Source organism: Streptococcus shenyangsis (assembly GCF_006385785.1).
GTDB lineage: Bacteria > Bacillota > Bacilli > Lactobacillales > Streptococcaceae > Streptococcus > Streptococcus shenyangsis.
In genome coordinates, this window is sequence record NZ_VFSH01000002.1 from 161580 (window position 1) to 178097 (window position 16518).

The following is a 16518-nucleotide window of genomic DNA, read 5'->3' on the forward strand; positions in this document are numbered from 1 at the left end:
CATACGAAAAAAACGTTTCACATTTCCCTTCGACAGTCTTAACTGTATCAGGTTCAATGGGTATCATCTCAGCCTAAAGCACCCCAAATGTCTTTATTATTTAATTATATAATTATTTTAACAAATGATTTATTCTAGTTCAAGAAATTGAACTGGAAATACAGCCTTGCACTCACAAAGATAGTAAGTCTTTCGTTTGCAAAAAACAAATGTCTTGTTTGATAGATTAGCCATTTGAGCTAAATCTGGGCATAGCTTTTTAGAAAAAAGAAAATCCTACTCCATCAGAATACAAGGAAAAATTGATAGCTATTGTTCACTCATTTCCCGAACAGTTTTTTCTATATTTTTTGAATACGATATTGCTGAAATGATTGAAACACCATCCATATTGGTCTTCATAATGTCTTTAATATGTTGCGTCTGTATCCCACCAATTGCAACTAAGGGCATTTGTGGCAATAGTTTTCTCATTAATTTAAGACCTTCATAACCTATAGCACCACCAGCATCATCCTTTGACTGGGTATCAAATACAGGACCAACACCAACATAATCTACATATTCAACTTTTGATTGTTGAAATTCTTCCTCGTTTTTTATAGAAAGACCAATTATTTTATCTGGCATCAATTTTCTAATTTCATCAACTCCAAGATCGTCTTGACCTACATGTACGCCATCAGCGTCAATTTCCATTGCCAAATCTATATCATCATTAACAATAAACGGCACATTGTATTTTTTACAAAGATCCTGTAGTTTAATTGCTAATTTCACTTTTTCTTTACCTTCCAGGGCTCCCTCACCTTTTTCACGGAATTGAAATAAGGTTATACCACCTTTTAAAGCTTCCTCAACGACTGTATATAAATCTTTTCCTTTGCAAGTAGTCGTTCCACAAATAAAATATAGTTTTAGTAATTCTTTATGAAACATCTTACTTCACTCTTTTGAATTCCTTTACATCTTCATCTGTAATCTCATATAAAGCATTTATAAATTCAACTTTAAATGTTCCAGGAAGATGTCCATTTGGACGTTTTTCTGCCATTTCTCCAGCGATATTGTAAACCAACATTGCTGTTTCTAGTGATTTCAATTCTTGACCTTTTTCAAGTCCGATAAAGCTTGCTACTACAGCACCTAATAAGCATCCTGTCCCAATAACTTTTGGCATCATGGCACTACCATTATGAATCGTTACCACTTCTCCATTTACCGCAATAGCATCCACTTCACCTGTTACTATTATAGGAATATTGAACTTCTCATTTGCTGCTAGAGCAATTTCGTCAATATTATCTACACCTGCACTATCTACTCCTTTAGATGCCACATTTATTCCTACTAAAGAGGCAATCTCGCCAGCATTTCCCCTAATCGCTGCGAGCTTGTAATTATTTATTAAATCTTCGGATACTTTTTTTCTATAAGATCCTGCTCCACAAGCTACAGGATCTAAAACTGCTGGGACATTATATTTCTCTGCAATTTTCAGAGCAGCTTGGTATAATTTCCAATTTTCATCTGTCAATGTTCCTATGTTTATTAATAAACCACCAGCATACTTTAACAAATCCTCTAAATCTGCAGGAAACTCACTCATGGCTGGTGATGCACCCAGTGCTACTAATCCATTTGCTGTGAAATTTTTTACTACATCATTGGTTATGCAAATGACCAAAGGTGTTTTTTCTTTTAATAATTTTAAACTTGTCATATTGAAATCCTTCCTTTTTCACTTTATACGATCTACTGATTTCGATTTATCTCTATCTTTCGTTAAGAAATTTTTCAGTTACATTGAATGATTTATGCTCAATGAAAATCAAAGAGCAAACTAGGAAGCTAGCCGCAGGCTGTACTTGAGTACGGCAAGGTGAAGCTGACGTGGTTTGAATTTGATTTTCGAAGAGAATTACCTCATCAAATTTGTAAATATCCTAAACTTTCTCTAGGCGTCATAGCCAATATCAAAAAAGGCTAATTCCAAACCAACCGCTTGATTCCAGCGTTCCTGAAGTTCTGTCAAATCTTCTCGATCTTTTCCGACACGATTGAGTTCATCAACCAGAAATTGAACCCACTCTGTAAAGAAAGAACCTCTGTGGAGATTGATCCATTCCGAATGAATATAGGATTCAGGTAGAGCCAAATCTTTAGAACCCCAGTCTAAATAGAGACCTTCTGCAATGACCAACATGACCAAAAGATGAGCATAGTCTGATGAAGCCACTGCCGAATACATAAGATCCTGAAAGGCTTTTGTTACAGGGTGCAAGTCCGCTTCTAGATAGTCATTCTCAGATACTTTTAACTCTTTGAAAGCCTTTTGGAAATAACCATCTTCGTCTGCTTCAAGAAAGCCTAGTTGCTTGGCAAAACGAAGCTTGGATTCAAGCTGGTCTGCGTGGGCTACACAGGCGCCCAGCATGGATAAGAAAGCATCAAAGAAGTGATAATCTTGAATTAGGTAGTCTTTTAAGACCTTATTCTCAATTGTCCCCGCAAAAAGTTCCTGAACAAAACGGTGATTGATTGCAGCCTGCCAATCCTTCTGACTGCTTTTTAATAATTCTCCGACAGTCAAACCTGGCTCAAATGCATAGTCTTGTGTTTCCATATTTATTTTTCCTCTCTTTACTCGTTCGTAATCAACAAAACACCAAGAAAATCCTAGTTTTACTTGACTTTTTTAAAGAAAATCAAGGGCTTCAAGAAGAGCTACCTAAACGCTTGGCCTCAAAGCTGTCAGCTATTAATGAACAAAAAACTCCAATTACATATAGGAACTGGAGTTTAGCTTACAAGATTAGACCGTTCATTTCGACATACGAAAAAACATTTCACATTTCCCTTCGCCAGTCTTAACTGTATCAGGTTCAATGGGTATCATCTCAGCCTAAAGCACCCCAAATGTCTTTATTATTTAATTACTGCACCAGTATAGCAAAAAATGAAAGCCCTAGCAAGATATTTGACTGAAAAATATATTTATATAGTTTTAAATAGCGATTTATTCTTCCTATAGACGAAGAAAAACCTCCACATTCAGTGGAGGCAAGCTGTTTTATTAATACAATTTTAAGTCACGAGGGTCAACTGGGAAGGTTGGGTTATATGGGTTGTGACGGAGTTTGAAATGTTTGACATCTTCAATGGTCTGAGTTCCAGACAATTGCATGACTGTCTTCAATTCTGCATTCAAGTGTTCAAAGACTTGACGTACACCGACACTACCACCGAGAGCCAAGCCATAGATAACAGGGCGACCAATAGCTACCAAGTCTGCTCCTGAGGCCAAGGCTTTAAAGACGTGTTGACCACGACGAACACCAGAGTCAAAGACGATTGGTACACGTTTGTCAACTGCTTCTGCTACTTCTTGAAGTGAGTCAAAGGCAGCTGGTCCACCGTCGATTTGGCGACCACCGTGGTTGGTTACCCAGATACCAGAAGCTCCCGCAGCAAGCGAACGTTCAACGTCCTCACGGCATTGTGGTCCTTTGACATACACAGGAAGTCCTGAGTATTCAGCGATAAATTCTACATCACGTGGAGACAAGCGTTGTTTAGCTGATTTGTAAACAAAGTCCATTGATTTTCCAGCACCTTCTGGCAGATATTCCTCAACAATCGGCATACCAACTGGGAAGACAAAACCATTACGCTTGTCCACCTCACGATTGCCTCCTACAGTCGCATCTGCCGTCAAGACAATCGCTTTATACCCTTCAGCCTTCACACGGTCCATGATATGGCGGTTAATTCCATCATCTTTACTAAAGTAAAATTGGAACCAGTGAGGTGTCCCTTGAAGGGCTTCTGTAATTTCTGGAAGATCTACAGTAGAGTAAGAGCTAGTTGTATAAAGCGAACCGAACTCATGCACACCACGCGCAGTCGCCACTTCACCCTGTTCGTTTGCCAATTTATGGGCCGCAACAGGCGCCATAATGATTGGTGAAGACAATTTTTCACCTGCAAATTCAATCTCTGTACTTGGATTTTCAACACCACAAAGCGTATGCGGAACGATGAGTTTGTGGTTAAAGGCGCGGATATTCTCTCTTAAAGTGAAAGTATCTTCTGCTCCACTAGCGATATAGCCAAATGCTGCTTTAGGAATAACTTGTTGCGCCATTGGCTCCAAATCATAGGTATTGATGAAATCTACAGGACCTTCTGCATTGCTTGTTTTGTATGACATAAAATGCCCTCCTTAATAAGTAAGCGTTTACTTTGTATATTACAAAGATATTTTAACTCTTTTTTCAAAATTTTTCAAATATTTTGTTTGGAAATTTCAGAAATTTTATTTCTATGATAAAAAATCCTTATAAGGTCAATAAAAAATAGATATTATCCAAAGAAGATTTTAAGTGCTACAATAACTGTATTATTTCTAGATGGGAGGTTCTAGTTTTGGATTGGTCCATTGTTGAACAATATCTACCACTATATCAAAAGGCATTTCTTCTGACCTTACATATTGCATTTTGGGGGATTCTGGGATCCTTTCTGCTCGGTTTAATCGTTAGTATCATCCGACATTATCGAATCCCTGTTTTGGCGCAAGTAGCGACAGCCTACATTGAATTGTCACGCAACACGCCCCTTTTGATTCAACTCTTCTTTCTCTATTTCGGACTTCCCCGAATAGGGATTGTGCTATCTTCGGAAGTCTGTGCCACTTTAGGACTGGTCTTTTTAGGTGGTTCCTACATGGCGGAATCCTTCCGAAGTGGACTAGAAGCTGTCAGTCAAACCCAGCATGAAATTGGTTTAGCCATCGGGCTTACTCCATTTCAGGTTTTTCGCTATGTGGTTCTGCCGCAAGCAACAGCAGTTGCCCTACCGTCTTTTAGTGCCAATGTCATTTTCCTCATCAAGGAAACCTCTGTTTTCTCAGCAGTGGCTTTGGCCGATCTCATGTACGTCGCCAAGGACTTGATTGGGCTCTACTATGAGACAGATATTGCGCTGGCTATGTTGGTAATTGCTTACCTGATCATGCTGCTACCTATCTCACTGGTCTTTAGCTGGATAGAAAGGAGGCTCCGCCATGCAGTATTCGGGAATCCAAGTACTCTTTCAGGGAAATAATCTCTTGAGAATCGTACAGGGACTGGGCGTTACGATTGGAATATCCATCCTGTCTGTCCTCTTATCCATGATGTTCGGAACAGTCATGGGAATCATCATGACCTCCCATTCTAAAATCGTACGATTTTTGACACGATTTTATCTGGAATTCATCCGTATCATGCCCCAGTTGGTGCTACTTTTTATCGTTTACTTTGGCCTGGCTCGAAACTTTAATATTAATATCTCAGGTGAAACTTCTGCTATTATCGTTTTTACCCTCTGGGGAACAGCTGAAATGGGAGACTTGGTACGTGGAGCTATCACTTCCCTCTCTAAGCATCAGTTTGAAAGTGGACAGGCGCTCGGCTTGACCAATGTTCAACTTTACTACCACATCATCATCCCACAGGTCTTGAGAAGATTGCTTCCACAAGCCATTAACCTTGTCACTCGGATGATCAAAACCACTTCCTTGGTTGTCTTGATTGGGGTAGTTGAAGTGACCAAGGTTGGACAGCAAATCATCGATAGCAATCGCCTGACCATCCCAACCGCTTCCTTCTGGATTTATGGAACCATTCTTGTCTTGTATTTCGCAGTCTGCTTTCCTATTTCCAAACTATCCACTCACCTAGAAAAACATTGGAGGAACTAAATGTCTGAAACTATCTTAGAAATCAAGGAACTAAAAAAATCCTTCGGAGACAATCCCATCCTCCAAGGTCTATCTCTACAAATCAATAAAGGGGAAGTTGTCGTCATCCTAGGGCCATCTGGTTGTGGGAAAAGTACCCTCCTTCGTTGCCTCAATGGCTTAGAAAGTATTCAAGGTGGAGATATCCTGCTGGATGGTCAGTCTATCGTTGAAAATAAAAAAGATTTTCACCTAGTTCGCCAAAAGATTGGCATGGTCTTTCAAAGTTATGAACTCTTCCCTCACTTGGATGTCCTTCAAAACCTCATCCTAGGCCCTATCAAGGCTCAAGGGAGAGACAAGAAAGAAGTCACTGAAGAAGCTTTGAAACTACTAGAACGAGTCGGTTTACTAGATAAACAACATAGCTTTGCTCGCCAGTTATCTGGTGGACAAAAGCAACGGGTTGCAATTGTCCGTGCCCTGCTCATGCATCCAGAAATTATCCTCTTTGACGAAGTGACTGCTTCGCTGGATCCAGAAATGGTGCGTGAGGTGCTGGAACTTATCAATGATTTGGCTCAAGAAGGCCGTACCATGATTCTGGTAACCCATGAAATGCAGTTTACCCAAGCAATTGCCGATCGCATCATCTTCCTTGACCAAGGGAAGATTGCTGAAGAAGGAACTGCTCAAGAATTCTTCACAAATCCACAAACCAAACGAGCACAAGAATTTTTAAACGTCTTTGACTTTAGCCAATTTGGCTCATATCTATAAAGGAGATTCTTATGAAACTATTCAAACCACTCTTAACTGTTTTGGCACTTGCCTTTGCCCTTATCTTTGTCACAGCTTGTAGCTCAGGTTCCTCATCTGGAAAAACGACGGCCAAGGCTCGCACAATCGATGAAATCAAAAAAAGCGGTGAACTGCGAATCGCCGTATTTGGAGATAAGAAACCTTTTGGTTACGTTGACAATGATGGTTCTTACAAAGGTTACGATATTGAGCTTGGGAACCAACTGGCTCAAGACCTTGGTGTCAAGGTTAAATACGTTTCAGTTGATGCTGCCAACCGTGCGGAATACTTGATTTCAAACAAGGTGGATATTACCCTTGCCAACTTTACAGTAACTGACGAACGTAAGAAACAAGTTGACTTTGCCCTTCCATATATGAAAGTTTCTCTGGGTGTCGTATCACCTAAGACTGGTCTCATTACAGACGTCAAACAACTTGAAGGTAAAACCTTAATTGTTACAAAAGGAACGACTGCTGAGACTTATTTTGAAAAGAATCATCCAGAAATCAAACTCCAAAAATACGACCAATACAGTGACTCTTACCAAGCCCTTCTTGACGGACGTGGAGATGCCTTCTCTACTGACAATACGGAAGTTCTAGCTTGGGCGCTTGAAAATAAAGGATTTGAAGTAGGAATTACTTCTCTTGGTAATCCAGATACCATTGCGGCAGCAGTTCAAAAAGGCAACCAAGAATTGCTAGACTTCATCAATAAAGATATTGAAAAATTAGGTAAGGAAAACTTCTTCCACAAGGCCTATGAAAAAACACTTCACCCAACCTATGGTGACGCTGCTAAAGTAGATGACCTGGTTGTTGAAGGTGGAAAAGTCGACTAATACTTAATGAAATCACAAAAAGAAATCAGGTAATCCTAGCGACTACCTGATTTTTCTATGCTCTAAACATTTTGCCAATTTTCTTGGTCTTCTTTAAAGCGTTTTAGGAGATCCAATCCTTCTGGTGTGATATATCCTTCTTCTTGGGCTAAGTGAATGAGTTCACTGTAGTTAGAAAGCGTCACCAGCTTAACACCCGCATCTGCAAAGTTTTTGTCTGCTTTTGGCAATTGGTAGCTGAAAATCGCTACAACACCGAGAACCTCTGCTCCTTCTCGCTTGGCTGCTGCCACGGCCTCGAGAACAGAACCACCTGTTGAAATCAGGTCTTCAACCACTACCATTTTTTGACCTTGAGCTACTCGGCCTTCGATTTGATTACCAGCACCGTGGTCTTTTGGTTTGCTACGGATGTAGGCAAAAGGAAGGTCCATCTTATCAGCAATAATAGCTCCGTGTGGAATCCCTGCTGTTGCAGTTCCTGCAATCACCTCAACCTCAGGAAAGGCTTCTTTAATAGCTTCCACAAAGCCATTTTCAATTAGGGTACGAGTTTCTGGATAGGCTAGTGTCACACGATTATCAGTATAAATCGGTGACTTAATACCAGATGCCCAAGTGAAAGGCTCCTCTGGTTTGAGGTAAACGGCTTGAATTTTCAAGAGGTGGCTAGCGATATCTTTAGCAAGTGTCATGGTATTCTCCTTTTATTTTTCTAATCTAGTTCTTTAATTCCAGTCCTGTGTCCATTCATCCTTGATAGCATAATAAGCTGCAACAGGAGCCTCAGCTTGGGTAATGGGACGTCCCACTACGATATAGTCACTACCGATTTGATAGGCATCAGCAGGTGTCATCACGCGTTTTTGATCACCAACAGCAGCTCCCTGTGGACGAATGCCCGGTGTCAGACAGATAAAATCTGGATTGGTAGCCTGCTTGATGACTTGCACTTCCTGAGCCGAGCAAACGACACCATCCAAACCCGCTTCAGCTGTCTTCTTAGCATAATGAATCACAGACTCTTGCAGGCTGGTTTGGATATTTTGAAACTCCTGCATCTGAGCTTCTGAGGTTGATGTGAGCTGAGTCACTGCAATCAATTTGGCTTGGTTTCCAAGACCTTCACGCGCAGCCTTCATCATCTCTACACCCCCAGCCGCATGAACATTGGTCATATCCACACCAAGCTGAGACAGGACCTTCATGGCTGATTTGACTGTATTGGGAATGTCATGAAGTTTGAGATCAAGAAAGACGCTATGTCCCAAGTTTTTTAAATAGGAAATAATCTCAGGTCCCGTTGCATAATAAAGCTCCATCCCTACCTTGAGATAAAGGCTTTCTTCCTCTGGAAAAAGAGCTAAGAATTCCTTGACTGCCTCAAAACTAGGAAAATCAAGAGCAATGACTGGACGATGTTCTCGCATAGGTTTCTCCTTTTACCTTTGCTAGTGAGAGAGTCTGGCCAACAGAAGACACGAAAAAAGGAACCTGCCAACAGCAAGGTTCCACGAAAAATGGGTAGTCTCCACCCTTTCATCGTCTAACCTTAGCTGCCTCTCTGGACTGCTTTAAAGGTTTTTTACTATTCTATTATTTCTACTAGCACTTGTCAAGTAAAAACTAGTCACTAAAGTACTATGAGAAAAAAGGTAAACCTAGCGACGCGGTGAACGCTGGGGCGTTTGATTTCGATTGCTTTCTTCCTCCAGCTTTTTCTTCTCTTCTTCCAATTTATTCTGCTGTTCTTCTAGCCTTTTCTTCTCTTCGTCTTTCTGTTTCTTCTCAGCTTCTTCGGCCTCTTTTTTAGCTTTTTCTTCTGCCTCCATAATTAATTTATCCGCTACAGTGTAACTGTAAATTCCAGCTTCCATGTCAATCACACTCGGTTCTGACAATTGAGGCTTAATCTTACTGTAGTAAGGTAATTTCTTGCTCATTTCAGACAGGGGAACCAAGACTTCATCTGTATCATACATGGTCAATCGAATTAAATCGGAAGTCACCTTGCTTGGGGCTAGCTCCACCTTTTGGATAGCAGCCTTGAGTTCTGGGCTAATTTGAGAAAGTTCTGAGACAAAAGCCTTGATTTGTTCACTATCATTAAAGAGAACTGACAAATAAGTTTCTGGTAGACTGACCAAGCTCACAGCACTGGTCTCAAGCTGACCACTGGAAAGAATAGGATAATGATTTTCACCAGAAACATAGTAGGCAACAATATCATATTCCTTGACCTTGATAGTAAACTTGGTTGGAAATTGATAGACAAGTTGAGCTGATTCAACCCAATAGTTAGACTTGATCTGCTCTTCATATTTTGCCTTGTCTAGCAGAAGGTTAATCGTATAATCCGAATCCTGAATGCCTGAAGCCTGTCGAATATCATCAGCTGTAGTTTGCACCGTTCCCTCAACACGGATATCCTTCATAGTCGCATAAGGACTGAGTAAGTAAACAGAGACAATCAATAAAAGCAGACTTGGAAATAAAATCGTTAAGGCTCGTAAGATATGGAGGCCAGGAATCTTTGCTTTGGCTGGTTTTTCTTTTGTAGCCTTTTTAGCAAGCTTTTTATCCTGTTCCTCGCCCTCTTTAGCCCCTGATTCTTCTATCTCTTCTTCCTCTTTATCTCCCTCTGAGGATGCTACTTTTTCTTCAGACTCTTCCATGGCTGATTCTGAGTCTTCTGGGTCAGCTTCACTCTCCTTGTCCTCTGACTTCTCAGATTCTTCTCCCATTCGAGCTTGTCTTTCCTTTTTCTTCTCCTCAGCTAGGGCCGCCTCTTCTTCAGCCTTCTTTTTTAGATATTCTTGGTTTCGTTTCTGCCATTCTGATAACTCTTTCAATTCTTCGAGGATTTCTTTGCCCTCATTTTTCTTATCTTTTGACATTTACTTTCCTTATGATAAATCGTTTTTCAATAGTTGATAAAAATCTGCTAGAGATTTCAATTCCTTAGAAGCCTTCATCTTAGCTTGGTAGTCTTCCTTGTGGCTTAGTAAGTGAGACAGCTTCTCTTCCAAACTATCCAAGGTCAAATCGCTTTCTTGAAGCTCTTCTGCATAGCCTTTCTTAACAAAGTAGGCTGCGTTTTCAATCTGGTCTCCACGACTAGCTTCACGACCAAGCGGCACAATAACATGTAATTTTGCCATGGCCAAGAGCTCAAAAATCGTATTGGCGCCACCTCTTGTCACAACAATATCAGCCAATTCCATCAAGGGTTGATAGAGATTGGTCACATAGTCAACACGAAAAAGATTTTGGCTCAACTCGTTCAGGCTAGAATCTCCAGTTAGATTGATAATATTGTAGCGCTCTGTCAGTTCTTTCTTATGGTCTGTCACCAATTGGTTAAAGACACGAGCGCCTGCTGAACCACCGACAAACAATACAGTTGGCAATTGGGGATTAAAGTGGGTTTGAATATCCACCAATTCATCGGGTTCTGGATTTTTTTGATCTGAAACCTTGGTCACTGCTCCCACATGCTCAACCTTAGACAAACTTGAAGCTTGTTCAAAGGTTGAATACATCTTAGTCGCAAATTTATAGGCGATTTTATTGGCCAAGCCCATAGACAGGTCAGATTCGTGAATAAAGACAGGCACTCCTGACACACGCGCTGCGATAACAGGCGGCACAGAGACAAAACCTCCCTTTGAAAAAAGGGCCTGTGGACGAAGTCGCAACATGATAAAGAGAGATTGGACAATCCCCCAGCCAACTTTAAAGACGTCCATCATATTTTGCCAAGAGAAATAGCGACGCAATTTTCCAGTCGCAATGGAATGAAAGGTGACATCCAAACCTGACTTGAGGATTTCTTGGTGTTCAATACCACGCTTGTCCCCGATATAGTGGACTTCCCAGCCATCTTCGATAAACTTGGGCATTAACAAAAGATTGAGGGTCACGTGTCCAACCGTCCCCCCACCTGTAAAGACAATTTTTTTCATACTTATTCCTTTAACTCCGCTACTGTGTCGATAAAGAGGTCGCCACGTACTTCAAAGTTAGCATACATATCCCAGCTAGCATTGGCAGGACTGAGAAGGACTACGTCTCCTTGAGTCGCAAGCTCGTAGGCCTTGCGGGTCGCATCTGCAATATCAGTCGCATTCACATAAGCTACACCAGCCTTATCCGCTGCCCGTTTGACACGTTCTGCAGACTGACCAAGGATGACCATCTTCTTGAGTCCAGTAATATCTGGAACCAATTCGTCAAACTCATTGCCACGATCCAAACCACCTGCAATCAAGACGACCTTGCTGTTGTCAAATCCTGACAAGGCTTTTTGAGTAGCCAAGATATTGGTTGATTTACTATCATTATAGAACTTAACACCTTTGATTTCATCCACAAATTGGAGACGGTGTTTGACACCACCAAAGGCTGAAAGAGTTTCTTTGATGGTTTGGTTATCAACACCACGAAGCTTGGCTACAGCAATCGTCGCAAGGGTATTTTCCACATTGTGACTACCTGGAACTCCGATTTCGCTAGCTGCCATGACAACTTCCCCACGGAAGTAGAGTTTACCATCTTCTAGATAAGCTCCAGCAAGCTTTTCCTGTGTTGAAAATGGAACAACAGTAGCCTGTGTTTGGGTAGCCAATTCTTTTGCCAAGTCTTGGTTAAAGTTTAAGACAAGGAAATCAGCTGCTGTCATCTTGTTCTGGATATTCCACTTAGCTGCTACATATTCCTCAAAAGAACCGTGGTAGTCGATATGAGTTGGCATGAGATTGGTAATAACAGCAATCTCAGGATGGAATTCTTGCACACCCATGAGTTGGAAGGAAGAAAGTTCCATGACAAGCGTGTCCTTGTCTGTCGCAGTTTGAGCAACCTGACTGGCAGGATAGCCGATATTTCCTGATAAAAGACCATGTTGCCCAGCAGCAGTCAAAACTTCCCCAATCATAGTCGTTGTGGTTGTTTTTCCATTTGAACCTGTGATACCGATAATGGGCGCTTCTGAAATCAAGTAAGCCAATTCCACCTCAGTCAAGACTGGAATTCCCTTGGCCAAAGCCTTTTCAATCATAGGATTGCTGTAGGGAATGCCTGGATTTTTCACCATAAGGGCAAACTCTTCATCCAAAAGTTCCAAAGGATGGCCACCTGTGATAACCTTGATCCCTTCTTCCAGCAAACTTTGCGCAGCTGGATTGTCTTCGAAAGGCTTCCCATCATTTACCGTCACAATGGCACCTAGCTTATCCAACAAACGAGCTGCAGATTCACCAGACTTGGCCAAACCTAAAACAAGGACTTTCTTATTTCTAAATTGATCTATTACTTTCATGTCTCAAACTCCATTTCTACTCCTACTATTTTACCATTTTTATGGAAATAATTCTAAATGAAAATGCTCAGATTAGGCATTCTAACAAGCAAAAAGAGAGCCGAAACTCTCTTTTATCTTCTTTTACTTTTATGGACCGACATGAGGGTAATATCTCGCAAGCTAAAGTATGCTAGGAAGAGCATGGCGATTGCGATAAAGAATTCTGTCGGTAGCTGAAAGATTTGCAGGACAGACAGCATCAGCAAAATCAAAAGTGCTACGAAAGCAAAGACGACAAGGACGATATTGACTGTCCCTTTAATGCTTTGTGGTGTCGCAAATACATAGAGTAGTAATAAGAGGATTCCTATGATTAAATAAACCATCTTTATCTCTTTCTAGCTCTTATTCAGCTGATTTTTTCTTCTTATTAGCTTTCTCACGCTCTGCCTTGTTAAGGATTTGTTTACGCAAACGGATAGACTCAGGCGTTACTTCCATGTACTCATCGTCGTTCAAGAACTCAAGAGATTCTTCAAGTGTCAAGATACGAGGCGTCTTGATTACAGCTGTTTGGTCCTTAGTAGCTGAACGAACGTTGGTCATTTGTTTTGCCTTAGTGATGTTAACTGTCAAGTCATTTTCACGAGAGTTTTCACCGATGATCATTCCTTCGTAAACTTCAGTACCTGGGTTGACAAAGATTGTACCACGTTCTTCGATAGACATGATTGAGTAAGTTGTAGCCTTACCAGCATCGATAGAAACAAGGGCACCACGGTGACGACCACCAATTTCACCTGGAATCAATGGCAAGTATTGGTCGAAGGTATGGTTCATAATACCGTAACCACGAGTCATTGACAAGAACTCAGTTGAGTACCCAATCAAACCACGCGCTGGAACAAGAAAGACCAAACGAGTTTGACCATTACCAGTTGAAATCATATCCAACATTTCACCTTTACGTTCAGAAAGGCTTTGGATAACAGATCCTTGGTATTCTTCTGGAGTATCGATTTGAACACGTTCAAATGGTTCACATTTAACACCGTCGATTTCTTTTACGATAACTTCTGGACGAGATACTTGAAGTTCATAACCTTCACGACGCATTGTTTCGATAAGGATTGACAAGTGCAATTCTCCACGACCTGAAACTGTCCATTTATCTGGTGAATCAGTTGGGTCAACACGAAGGGAAACGTCTGTTTGCAATTCGGCCTGCAAACGTTCTTCCACCTTACGAGAAGTTACCCATTTACCTTCTTTACCAGCAAATGGTGAGTTGTTAACCAAGAAAGTCATTTGAAGAGTTGGCTCATCGATATGTAGGATTGGAAGAGCTTCGATTGCGTCTGTCGGAGTAATGGTTTCCCCGACAAAGATGTCTTCCATACCTGAAACAGCAATCAAGTCACCAGCTTTAGCTTCTTGGATTTCACGACGTTCCAAACCAAAGAAACCGAAGAGTTTTGTAACACGGAAGTTTTTAGTTGTGCCATCAAGTTTAGAAAGGGTAACTTGGTCCCCAACCTTAACTGTACCACGGAAGACACGACCGATACCAATACGTCCAACGAAGTCATTGTAGTCCAAAAGTGATACTTGGAACTGCAAAGGCTCATCTGAGTTATCTACTGGAGCTGGGATGTGGTCAATAATCGTGTCAAAGATTGGTGCCATAGTCGCTTCTTGGTCAGCTGGATCATCTGACAACGAAGAAGTTCCGTTAATAGCTGAAGCATACACCACTGGGAAGTCAAGCTGGTCATCATCTGCACCAAGCTCGATGAAAAGTTCCAATACTTCGTCCACTACTTCTGCTGGGCGAGCTGATGGTTTGTCGATTTTGTTAACAACCACGATTGGCACAAGGTCTTGTTCCAAGGCTTTTTTCAATACGAAACGAGTCTGTGGCATTGTTCCTTCGTAGGCATCTACGACCAAGACAACACCGTCAACCATTTTCATGATACGCTCAACTTCTCCACCGAAGTCCGCGTGTCCTGGTGTGTCCATGATGTTAATACGAGTTCCGTTATAGGCAACGGCAGTATTTTTAGCAAGGATGGTGATTCCACGCTCTTTTTCAATATCGTTTGAGTCCATAGCACGCTCTGCCAATTCAGTACGTGCATCAAGTGTTTCTGATTGTTTCAATAATTCGTCAACGAGGGTTGTTTTCCCGTGGTCAACGTGGGCGATAATCGCAATGTTACGGATATCTTCTCTTAATTTTGTCATGATTTCCTCTATAATATTCAAAATTTATTTTCTAACTGAACGATTATACCATAATTTCAAGTAAATAACATAATTCAAGCAAGTGTAAATGTTTTCACTCTGCTTTTCTTTTCACGTCAAGCCTTTTCAAAGCAAGCGACTTATGATAAGATAGGCACAGTATGCGTTTAGATAATTTATTAGCCCAAGAAAAAATCAGTCGAAAGACTATGAAGCAAGCACTCTTCAAAGGGGAAATTCTCGTCGATGGTTGCCCAGCCCGCTCCCTAGCTCAGAATATCGATACAGGACTACAAAAACTCCTTTTTCAAGGCCGAATCATTCAAGGCTATGAGCACACCTATCTTATGCTTCATAAGCCTGCTGGTGTCGTGACAGCCAACAAAGACAAGGAACTTCCAACTGTCATGGACCTGCTTCCATCTGACATCCAGTCTGACAAGCTCTATGCTGTTGGCCGACTGGACCGAGATACGACTGGGCTCCTCCTCTTGACCGACAACGGCCCTTTGGGCTTTCAACTCCTCCATCCCCAATATCATGTCGATAAGACCTACCAAGTTGAGGTTAATGGACTCCTGACACCTGACCATATTCAAGCCTTTCAAAAGGGAATTGTCTTTTTAGATGGCACTATCTGTAAACCTGCAAGGCTAGAAATTCTATCTGCAAGTCCTTCTCTCAGTCAAGCCTCTATCAGCATTTCAGAAGGAAAATTTCATCAAGTTAAGAAAATGTTCCTCTCGGTTGGTGTCAAAGTGACCTCCCTTAAACGTACCCATTTTGGCCCTTGGAGTTTGGATGATCATCTTCAAGAGGGAGACTACCGCCCCCTTAACTCAGAAGAGTTGGCAAGCATTCGTGAATTTCTCAGAAAAAGTGGTTAAAAAATGAGCTCGGAAAATATCCAAGCTCGTTTTCTTATTTCTCAACTTTGACTTTACCTTTCCAAGAATCCAAACCATAAGAAAGGATATAAATCTCAGAAAAGCCTTGTTTTTTCAAGTAAAGGGCTGCATTTGTGACCCGTTGCGCACGTTGGTTTTCGTAAAGAAGGATAGATTTATCTTTACGAAGGGCTGCAAGACTAGTTTTCAACTGACTTGAAGGAATATTGCGAGCTCCAAGGATATGCTTTCTGTGGAATTCTGCTGGGTCGCGCAAATCAATCAATTGACCCGTACGAATCAAGGCTTCAAACTCTTCATTGTCTACAATTTTAGCCGCACGACGAATACGAAGATAGTTAAAGCCCATCCACGCCAACATTGCTAGTATAAGTGCCCACAAAATCCAAGTAACCATTAGTTCTTTTCTCCATTTTTCTCAATATAATCCAATTCTACCTTGTGCTCTCTGCGAAGAACTGCTTCTGCCTCTAGATAGTCTAATTTATCCATCAACCCTGCATCGTAAATCCGAGAGAGTTCCAACTTCATCAGTTCAATATCATATAAGCGTTTTCCCATGTAAACAATAATACCAAATCGTTTGAGGAATTGCTGCACATCATAGAATGTTTTCATAAGACCCATTCTAGCAAAATTTTGTGTTTTTTTCAAGAAGAGACTCACACAATGCCCCTGATTTTCCTATCT

Annotated in this window: 18 protein-coding genes and 2 riboswitches; of the genes, 5 read left to right on the plus strand and 13 right to left on the minus strand. The window is 41.2% G+C overall.

The features are described 5' to 3' along the window. Window positions 1-7: 7 nt before the first annotated feature. Window positions 8-96, minus strand: a riboswitch (TPP riboswitch). A gap of 213 nt (window positions 97-309) precedes the next feature. From thiE to lctO, 4 genes are all read right to left on the minus strand, one after another. Further along, window positions 310-939: a thiamine phosphate synthase gene (thiE, locus tag FJR77_RS02460; RefSeq protein ID WP_140833150.1), complete on the minus strand. Its 630-nt coding sequence runs from the start codon at window positions 937-939 to the stop codon at window positions 310-312. Window position 940: 1 nt separating this feature from the next. Beyond that, complete coding sequence (thiM, locus tag FJR77_RS02465) at window positions 941-1723, minus strand: hydroxyethylthiazole kinase (protein WP_140833148.1); 783 nt, start codon at window positions 1721-1723, stop codon at window positions 941-943. 234 nt (window positions 1724-1957) lie between these two features. Then, the gene (locus FJR77_RS02475) at window positions 1958-2626 is read right to left on the minus strand and encodes a TenA family protein (protein ID WP_140833146.1); all 669 of its coding nucleotides are present in this window, start codon (window positions 2624-2626) and stop codon (window positions 1958-1960) included. Window positions 2627-2839: 213 nt separating this feature from the next. Then, window positions 2840-2928, minus strand: a riboswitch (TPP riboswitch). A gap of 148 nt (window positions 2929-3076) precedes the next feature. Beyond that, window positions 3077-4213 (minus strand): L-lactate oxidase, encoded by a 1137-nt coding sequence (gene lctO, locus FJR77_RS02480; RefSeq protein WP_140833144.1) that lies wholly within the window; start codon window positions 4211-4213, stop codon window positions 3077-3079. A gap of 215 nt (window positions 4214-4428) precedes the next feature. Between lctO and FJR77_RS02485 the strand changes: the two genes are divergently transcribed. From FJR77_RS02485 to FJR77_RS02500, 4 genes are read left to right on the plus strand one after another with little or no spacing between them, the layout of a single operon-like run. Next, on the plus strand, window positions 4429-5109 hold the full coding sequence (locus FJR77_RS02485) for an amino acid ABC transporter permease (protein ID WP_140833142.1): 681 nt from the start codon (window positions 4429-4431) through the stop codon (window positions 5107-5109). Next, window positions 5069-5746, plus strand: coding sequence for an amino acid ABC transporter permease (locus tag FJR77_RS02490; RefSeq protein ID WP_140833140.1), 678 nt, complete (start codon window positions 5069-5071; stop codon window positions 5744-5746). The genes FJR77_RS02485 and FJR77_RS02490 overlap by 41 nt, the downstream gene beginning before the upstream one ends. Next, window positions 5747-6505 carry an amino acid ABC transporter ATP-binding protein gene (locus tag FJR77_RS02495; protein ID WP_140833138.1) on the plus strand — a complete coding sequence of 253 codons (759 nt, stop codon included), beginning with the start codon at window positions 5747-5749 and terminating at the stop codon, window positions 6503-6505. An 11-nt stretch (window positions 6506-6516) separates the two neighbouring features. Beyond that, entirely contained in the window at window positions 6517-7371 is an 855-nt protein-coding gene (locus tag FJR77_RS02500; protein WP_140833136.1) for a cysteine ABC transporter substrate-binding protein, read from the plus strand. A gap of 62 nt (window positions 7372-7433) precedes the next feature. Here FJR77_RS02500 and pyrE read toward each other — a convergent pair whose 3' ends face one another. The 7 genes from pyrE to typA form a co-directional block, all read right to left on the minus strand. Then, the gene (gene pyrE / locus FJR77_RS02505; RefSeq protein ID WP_140833134.1) at window positions 7434-8066 is read right to left on the minus strand and encodes an orotate phosphoribosyltransferase; all 633 of its coding nucleotides are present in this window, start codon (window positions 8064-8066) and stop codon (window positions 7434-7436) included. Between the two features lie 33 nt (window positions 8067-8099). Next, window positions 8100-8801, minus strand: coding sequence for an orotidine-5'-phosphate decarboxylase (pyrF, locus tag FJR77_RS02510; RefSeq protein WP_140833132.1), 702 nt, complete (start codon window positions 8799-8801; stop codon window positions 8100-8102). Window positions 8802-9032: 231 nt separating this feature from the next. After that, complete coding sequence (locus tag FJR77_RS02515; protein ID WP_140833130.1) at window positions 9033-10268, minus strand: cell division protein FtsQ/DivIB; 1236 nt, start codon at window positions 10266-10268, stop codon at window positions 9033-9035. 9 nt (window positions 10269-10277) lie between these two features. After that, window positions 10278-11336: a UDP-N-acetylglucosamine--N-acetylmuramyl-(pentapeptide) pyrophosphoryl-undecaprenol N-acetylglucosamine transferase gene (locus FJR77_RS02520; RefSeq protein WP_140833128.1), complete on the minus strand. Its 1059-nt coding sequence runs from the start codon at window positions 11334-11336 to the stop codon at window positions 10278-10280. Window positions 11337-11338: 2 nt separating this feature from the next. Continuing rightward, window positions 11339-12691: a UDP-N-acetylmuramoyl-L-alanine--D-glutamate ligase gene (gene murD, locus FJR77_RS02525; protein ID WP_140833127.1), complete on the minus strand. Its 1353-nt coding sequence runs from the start codon at window positions 12689-12691 to the stop codon at window positions 11339-11341. Window positions 12692-12804: 113 nt separating this feature from the next. Further along, window positions 12805-13059, minus strand: coding sequence for a DUF3165 family protein (locus FJR77_RS02530; RefSeq protein WP_061759174.1), 255 nt, complete (start codon window positions 13057-13059; stop codon window positions 12805-12807). Window positions 13060-13078: 19 nt separating this feature from the next. Beyond that, the gene (gene typA, locus FJR77_RS02535; RefSeq protein WP_000164108.1) at window positions 13079-14920 is read right to left on the minus strand and encodes a translational GTPase TypA; all 1842 of its coding nucleotides are present in this window, start codon (window positions 14918-14920) and stop codon (window positions 13079-13081) included. Between the two features lie 161 nt (window positions 14921-15081). On the opposite strand from typA, the gene FJR77_RS02540 reads away from it, so the two are divergent. Then, window positions 15082-15807, plus strand: a complete 726-nt coding sequence (locus tag FJR77_RS02540) for a 16S rRNA pseudouridine(516) synthase (protein WP_140833126.1) — start codon at window positions 15082-15084, stop codon at window positions 15805-15807. Window positions 15808-15841: 34 nt separating this feature from the next. On the opposite strand, the gene FJR77_RS02545 is transcribed toward FJR77_RS02540, so the two are convergent. After that, a complete protein-coding gene (locus tag FJR77_RS02545) occupies window positions 15842-16225 on the minus strand; it encodes a rhodanese-like domain-containing protein (protein WP_140833124.1) in 384 nt (127 codons plus the stop codon). Beyond that, on the minus strand, window positions 16225-16494 hold the full coding sequence (locus tag FJR77_RS02550) for a YqgQ family protein (RefSeq protein WP_000051783.1): 270 nt from the start codon (window positions 16492-16494) through the stop codon (window positions 16225-16227). Before FJR77_RS02550 ends, FJR77_RS02545 begins: the two co-directional genes overlap by 1 nt. Window positions 16495-16518: the final 24 nt, after the last annotated feature.